Source organism: Halalkalibacter oceani (assembly GCF_040544555.1).
Lineage (GTDB): Bacteria > Bacillota > Bacilli > Bacillales > Bacillaceae_D > Halalkalibacter > Halalkalibacter oceani.
This window is the reverse complement of the sequence record NZ_JBEPKD010000003.1, coordinates 269,950-276,421: the sequence shown is the minus strand read 5'-3', so window position 1 is coordinate 276,421 and position 6,472 is coordinate 269,950. Positions and strand designations below refer to the sequence as shown.

The following is a 6,472-nucleotide window of genomic DNA, read 5'->3' as shown; positions in this document are numbered from 1 at the left end:
CAGGAGTGTATGTATTTTTCAGGATGTTGGCAAGTGGCCTTTTTTATGTACATAAATTAGCTGCCGTTTCCTACATTTCTAGTGTGCCATAAACACTGAGGGAGCAAATTTGTCAGCATTTGCTGCGTACTTATCAATGGCAGGTTGATCCGGAGCAAATCGTCGTTACGCCGGGAGCGGTGACGGCTTTAAACGCGACGATGCTGGCACTAGTGAACAGAGGAGAAGAAGTGCTGATACCTGATCCGAGCTGGCCGAACTATGAACAGATTGCGCTCGGGCAAGGAGCTGTCCCGATTCGCTATGAATTGGATTGGGCGAATGATTTTGCGCTTTCGTTGGAAGCATTGGAAGAAAAGGTAACACAGAAGACAAAGCTTTTAATTATCAATTCACCGAGTAATCCTGCTGGTTCGATTATGACCGGGCAGGATATTCAGAATGTGCTCGAATTTGCGAGAAAGCATGATTTATATGTCATTTCTGATGAAGTATATGATGGCATTCTTTTTGAAGGAGAGCATCTTACGGTGAAAAAGTTTGATCAAGACGACAGAGTGATCAGTATATTCGGATTTTCAAAGAATTATGCGATGACGGGCTGGCGGGTCGGTTACGCCGTCGCGCCTCTGCCGATTGCGGAGGTGACGGCGAAGCTGCTGGAGCCGATGGTTTCCTGTGCGTCTTCTGTATCACAGAAGGCAGCTGAAGCGGCTTTGACCGGCTCGGATCAATTCCTTGCTGAAATGACTGAAATTTACCGCGAGCGGAAGGAGCGCTTACTGGCCATATTCCGACAGGCAAATGTCCCTGTCATTCCGCCAAAAGGCGCCTTTTATATGCTGATCGATTGTACGGAGCTCGGCCTTGGGGCGGAAGAGGTTGCCTTGAAGCTGTTGGAGGAGGAGCAGGTAGCGGCGGCGCCAGGCACTACATTCGGTTCAACTACGGAGCGAATGCTGAGAATTTCCTTTGCAACGGAGGATGGTGAACTTTATGAAGCTGCCCGGCGAATCGCCCGTTTTATTGAGCGGCATCGCGGCAAGTAAGCGCACGGCAGGAAAGCAGACGCTGCGCTTTGTCCTGAAAGCGTTGTCGAAAAAGGTGAGCAGGGAAGTTCGCGTCTTCCTGCTCACCTCCATTGATTTTTCCGCTGGTAGAGTGGTGTCAAAGGCATGGCGCTTATTGCTTTAGCAGATGAAGGCAAAATTCAAGATCGGCCTGCAGGTGCTCTTTCATCAGTTGTTCAGCGCGGTCCGCATCATGGGCAAGGATCGCCTGATAAATTTGTTCGTGCTCGTCGATTAAAAACGGCCTTTTGTAGTAGACGACCGTCCGACGGAAAAGATAAATAATCGACTGCATCCGGTCGATTGTGTCAATCATTACCGGGTTGTTGCTTGCTTGGATGATAATATTATGAAACTCCTCGTTTGCCTCCATAATTTCTTCCGTTCCACCATTTTTAGCGGTTTCAATGCAATTGTGCATCTGCTGCAAGGTGGCTTCGTTCATATAGGTGGCGGCACATCTTGTCGCAAAGCCCTCTAATAAAATTCGTACTTGAAAAATATGGCGCAGGTCGGTTTCGCTTGGATTGACGACCCGTTTCTCCTTGATTAAGCCTTCTTGTTCGAGCTTGCGGATGGCTTCCCTTATTGGCGTCCGGCTGACACCTAATCTTTCCGCCCACTTTTCCTCGGTTACTTTTTCTCCACGAGGCAGCTCTCCATTTAAAATATAATCCCTTAATCGCTCATAAGCGACTTGATATGCTGATGTTTGTTTTGCCAATGTGAATGACTGCTATCAAAAGATAGCGGTCTACCTCCTTTTTTCCAGAGAAAATGGTAATGTTCTATGCTTAGTATAAAGGTTCTCCTTTCTTTTTAATAGGGGAAGAGCAAAAAATGTAGACATAATATAAAAAATTGTATGCAAAATTATTATTATTGTGTACAATAAAAACGATCGATGAAAATCAGCTGAATGAGGTGGCATGTTATGAAAAACATCGGGTTTATCGGATTAGGAATAATGGGAAAGCCAATGGCACTGAACTTAATAAAACGAGGATATAGGTTGACGGTTTTTGATATTAATGAAGAGGCGGTTCGCGAAGTCGCGAAAGCAGGAGCGACTGCGGCTCAATCTCCAAAAGACGTTGCATTAAAAAGCGAGTTGACGTTCACGATGCTTCCTAACTCGGAGCACGTCAAAAGCGTAATTTTTGATGAAAACGGTCTCATTGAAGGGGTAAAGGCCGGAAGCATTATCGTGGATATGAGTTCCATTTCACCGGTCGTTTCACGGGACATTGCTCAACGCCTTGCCGCTTATCAGGTGGAGATGCTTGATGCGCCGGTCAGTGGCGGGGAACCAAAAGCGATTGACGGTACCGTATCGATCATGGTCGGGGGAAAAGAAGAGGTCTTTGCTGAAGTCGAGCCTGTTTTGCAATGTATGGGTAAGGACATTACATTAGTGGGTGACCACGGTTCGGGAACGACAGCGAAGCTTGCAAATCAAATTATTGTCAATGTTAATATCGCTGCGATGGCGGAGGCGCTGGCACTGGCGACGAAAGCTGGGATCGATATTGAAAAGATGTATCAGGCGATCCGTGGCGGCTTAGCCGGAAGTGCAGTGCTTGATGCGAAAGTGCCGATGATTCTTGAACGGGACTTTAAAGCAGGAGGAAGAATTGATATCAATGCCAAGGATTTACGCAATGTGCTGGCAACAGCGGAGGAGCTTGAGATGCCCCTGCCTTTGTCGGGAAAAGTAGCGGAAATGTTCGAGGAATTAATCGAGGATGGAAAGGCGACATTGGATCATTGCGGGTTAGTTCAATATTATGAAAAACATCATCAGATTGAGGTAGGTAAAGGTGGCGTCGCTCATGGCTAACGTGGAGCTGGATCAACTGTTGGCTGCTTATCCGCCTGTTGACAAAGCAGCTGTAGAGGCACGTTGGAAAGAGGTTCAGCCATCTTTCACTCATAAAATCATCGTCCTTGATGATGATCCGACAGGTGTGCAAACCGTTCACGATGTCTCAGTATACACAGATTGGACGGAAGAGACGATTGAGAAAGGGTTTTTAGAAGAGGGGCAAATCTTTTTTATTCTAACAAATTCCCGGGCCTTTACCCGAAAAGAAACAGAAGCGGAACATCGGGCGATCGCGGAACGTGTTGAGCGGATTTCACAAAAGTATAAGCGTCCTTACATGATCATTAGCCGCGGTGACTCGACTTTGCGGGGGCATTACCCGCTTGAAACAGAGGTGATGCGCGCGACAATTGAAGAGCATAGCAACACAAAGGTTGATGGGGAAATTCTTTTGCCGTTTTTTAAAGAAGGCGGACGCTTAACGGTTGAAAACATTCATTATGTTCAAGATGGAAACGTGCTCATTCCGGCGGGGGAAACAGAATTTGCCAAGGATCGCACATTTGGCTATCGGGCAAGTGACTTGGCTGAGTGGATTGAAGAAAAAACATCGGGCGCCTTTACGGCAAAAGAGGTAACTTCCATTTCACTTGAGCAGTTGCGCGCCCTTGAGATCGAGGCGATTACGGAAAAGCTGATGGAAGTCTCTGATTATGGCAAGGTCGTTGTTAACGCGCTGGAGGAAGATGATGTGCGCGTCTTTTCGATCGCCTTAATGAACGCATTAAATAAAGGGAAGCGTTTTTTGTTTCGCACGGCGGCGACGTTTACGAAAGTAATCGGAAATATTTCAAGCCGCCCACTTCTTGAACGGGAGGAGCTGATCGATCCAGCTTCAACGAATGGCGGTTTAATTATTGTCGGCTCTCATGTGCAGAAGACGACCGATCAGCTTGAGGCGTTGAAGGAACTGACGATGCTGCATTTCATTGAATTTGATTGTCATCTCGTGCGTGATAAAACGGCTTTTTCAGCTGAAGTTGAACGGGTGAAGCAGGAGGCGGAAGCGCAGGTCACAGACGGGAAGACGACGGTCATCTATACGAAAAGAGAACGGCTTGATCTCGGGAAAGGGATGGAGGAAGAAGAATTGAAGCTTTCTGTCCAAATTTCCGATGCTGTCACGAGTATTGTTGCTGGCTTTGCGGTCCGTCCTGCGTATTTAATTGCTAAAGGAGGCATCACATCAAGCGATGTCGGAACAAAAGGACTGCGGGTCAAAAAAGCAGTTGTTGCCGGCCAGGTGGCGCCGGGAATCCCTGTCTGGAAAACGGGGGCCGAAAGCACGTTTCCGTTTATTCCTTATGTTATTTTCCCGGGAAATGTTGGTAACGTAACGACGTTAAAAGAAGTTGTTTCATTGCTGGAAGGAATTTGAAGCGCGGCAGTCGATCTTTTGCAGGTTTCGCATTTTCGTTCACCGGGAACAGGGCAATAAGGAGGGATTGCCTTGAAGAACTCGGAAAAGGAAAAAGTATTAAAAGAACGTAATGATAAAGAGAAAGCGTTTAAGAAAGATAAGGAAAAACAAAAGGAGCGCGACCAGACGATCATGCCAGTCGATGATCTTCCGCTTGAAGATATTAAACAAGAGGCGGAAGAGGAGCGTCAAAAGGAAAAGACAAAAGATCGTTCGTCAAGCGACCCAGACTGACAAATGTAACAAGAAAGTTTGTTAGATAACCTTCCGAAATCCCCTGCGGCTTGTCAGATCCGTGCTACACTGTCAGTACAGGAAAAGCTGGGAGGGATGAAAAATGACGAAAAAGCCATTAAAAAATCCAGGTGTGTTCTCGCTACTGTTTCTGACATGGGTTGTTTTGTTCGATTGATAAGCCAATAAAACGTGATAAATGAAGAGGCTGCGTAACACGGAACTATCCGTGTCACGCAGCCTCATTGCTTGTGTTGCAACATGTTTACTGCTCTGTTACTTCTTCCGGAGCAACTGTCCGTTTCATAAACAGCGTAAGAATAAAAGCGAGTATCGCAAAAATCAAGCCGATTGAAAATGTGCTTTGAACCCCGGCTGTTAAGGCTGCGGCTTCGATATTTGCCGTTGTGTCTCCAACCGAAGATAAATAGCGTGCCTGTCCTGAGGCCAGAATGCTGATAAACAACGCAATTCCGATTGCTCCCCCAACCTGGACAAGTGTATTAATAATCGCCGAGCCGTGCGGGTAATATTTCCGCGGCAGCTGATTCAGCCCATTTGTTTGGGCCGGCATCATAATCATCGCGACAGCAATCATCAATAATGAATGCAGCACAATGAATTGAAAGACGGAAGTGGACGTCGTCACATTCGTGAACAGCCACATGACGATTACGAGTAAAGCCCCGCCCGGGATGAGCAGCACCTTTGGCCCGAATTTATCAAAGATTCTTCCGCAAAGTGGCGAAATGAAGCCGTTCAAAATGCCACCAGGCAACAATGCGAGTCCGGCGACGAAAGCACTTAAGGCGAGCCCGCCCTGCAAGAACAAAGGCAGGATAATCATCGTAGAAAACATCGTCATCATGACGATGATGACTAAAACGGTCGCAAGCGAAAACATCGGTGATAAGAAAGCGCGCATATCGAGAAGCGGATCTTCGAGACGCAGCTGACGGATAACAAACAAGATTAGCGCGATCGCTCCTGCGATAATCGTCAAGTATACTTCAGGACTGGCCCAGCCATGTGATCCTTCTCCGGCGCTGCTAAAGCCGAAAACAATTCCGCCAAAACCGACAGTGGAAAGGATAATCGACGTAATATCGACTTTCGGCTTCGTAATGTCCGTTATGTTCTTTAAATAAAGAGCGGCAAAGGCGATCGAAAAGAGCGCAAAAGGAATAACAATAAAGAACAGCCAGCGCCAGTTCAATGATTCGACAATCACTCCGGAAAGAGTAGGGCCGATTGCCGGCGCAAACATAATGACAAGTCCAATCATCCCCATCGCCCCTCCACGTTTATCAGGCGGGAAAAGGACGAGCACCGTATTCATCATGACCGGGATTAAAAGTCCGGTTCCGCTCGCTTGAATAAGCCGGCCGATCAGGAGAAAAGAAAATGTAGGCGCAATTCCGCAAATAACCGTGCCAATCGTAAATAAGGTCATTGCCCCTAAAAAGAGCTGTCTCGTTGTGAACCACTGTAGCAGGAGGGCTGTTACCGGGATTAAAATTCCGACGACGAGCAAAAACCCGGTAGAAAGCCACTGAACGGTAGCGGTAGAGACTTGTAAATCATTCATCAAATCCGTAAAAGCGACATTTAGTAAAGTCTCATTCAAAATGGCAAAAAATGCGCCAATGATTAAAGAGATCATAATGGATGCTTTTTTTATTTCTGTCTGTGTTGAATTGGCGGCACCAGCCATTGTTCCATTCACAAGCGTATCCTCCTTTTTCTTTCTAACTCCAACAATAATTTAATATAGCAAACGAAGCTTCAGAAGTCACTAATTTTGCTCGATGTTAATAAATCCTAACAAAATGTTAATTATTATTTACATTATGTCAAGGATAG

The 6,472-nt window shown here is 46.4% G+C and carries 7 protein-coding genes; 5 read left to right on the top strand and 2 right to left on the bottom strand.

Features of this window, described 5'->3' with window-relative positions; translation table 11 throughout:
* Positions 1–119: 119 nt before the first annotated feature.
* Together ABMB67_RS06535 and ABMB67_RS06530 are read left to right on the top strand one after the other, a co-directional pair.
* Positions 120–1,049, top strand: coding sequence for a pyridoxal phosphate-dependent aminotransferase (locus tag ABMB67_RS06535; protein WP_354571421.1), 930 nt, complete (start codon positions 120–122; stop codon positions 1,047–1,049).
* Positions 997–1,194 (top strand): hypothetical protein, encoded by a 198-nt coding sequence (locus ABMB67_RS06530; RefSeq protein WP_354571420.1) that lies wholly within the window; start codon positions 997–999, stop codon positions 1,192–1,194. The genes ABMB67_RS06535 and ABMB67_RS06530 overlap by 53 nt, the downstream gene beginning before the upstream one ends.
* On the opposite strand, the gene ABMB67_RS06525 is transcribed toward ABMB67_RS06530, so the two are convergent.
* On the bottom strand, positions 1,183–1,794 hold the full coding sequence (locus tag ABMB67_RS06525) for a GntR family transcriptional regulator (RefSeq protein WP_251221849.1): 612 nt from the start codon (positions 1,792–1,794) through the stop codon (positions 1,183–1,185). The two genes, ABMB67_RS06530 and ABMB67_RS06525, sit on opposite strands and share 12 nt — an antisense overlap.
* A gap of 210 nt (positions 1,795–2,004) precedes the next feature.
* Here ABMB67_RS06525 and garR point away from each other — a divergent pair, with 210 nt between their 5' ends.
* From garR to ABMB67_RS06510, 3 genes are all read left to right on the top strand, one after another.
* Positions 2,005–2,910: a 2-hydroxy-3-oxopropionate reductase gene (garR, locus tag ABMB67_RS06520; protein ID WP_251221850.1), complete on the top strand. Its 906-nt coding sequence runs from the start codon at positions 2,005–2,007 to the stop codon at positions 2,908–2,910.
* Complete coding sequence (locus ABMB67_RS06515; RefSeq protein WP_251221851.1) at positions 2,903–4,333, top strand: four-carbon acid sugar kinase family protein; 1,431 nt, start codon at positions 2,903–2,905, stop codon at positions 4,331–4,333. The genes garR and ABMB67_RS06515 overlap by 8 nt, the downstream gene beginning before the upstream one ends.
* Before the next feature lie 72 nt (positions 4,334–4,405).
* Positions 4,406–4,609 (top strand): YczO family protein, encoded by a 204-nt coding sequence (locus ABMB67_RS06510; RefSeq protein ID WP_251221852.1) that lies wholly within the window; start codon positions 4,406–4,408, stop codon positions 4,607–4,609.
* 265 nt (positions 4,610–4,874) lie between these two features.
* Here ABMB67_RS06510 and ABMB67_RS06505 read toward each other — a convergent pair whose 3' ends face one another.
* Entirely contained in the window at positions 4,875–6,323 is a 1,449-nt protein-coding gene (locus ABMB67_RS06505) for a DHA2 family efflux MFS transporter permease subunit (protein ID WP_354571425.1), read from the bottom strand.
* Between the last annotated feature and the right edge of the window lie 149 nt (positions 6,324–6,472).

Bases quoted from the DNA above. Each gene is read 5' to 3' on its own strand.
- ABMB67_RS06530 (WP_354571420.1), top strand. From the start codon at position 997: ATGAAGCTGCCCGGCGAATCGCCCGTTTTATTGAGCGGCATCGCGGCA.
- garR (WP_251221850.1), top strand. From the start codon at position 2,005: ATGAAAAACATCGGGTTTATCGGATTAGGAATAATGGGAAAGCCAATG.
- ABMB67_RS06515 (WP_251221851.1), top strand. From the start codon at position 2,903: ATGGCTAACGTGGAGCTGGATCAACTGTTGGCTGCTTATCCGCCTGTT.
- ABMB67_RS06505 (WP_354571425.1), bottom strand. From the start codon at position 6,323: ATGGCTGGTGCCGCCAATTCAACACAGACAGAAATAAAAAAAGCATCC.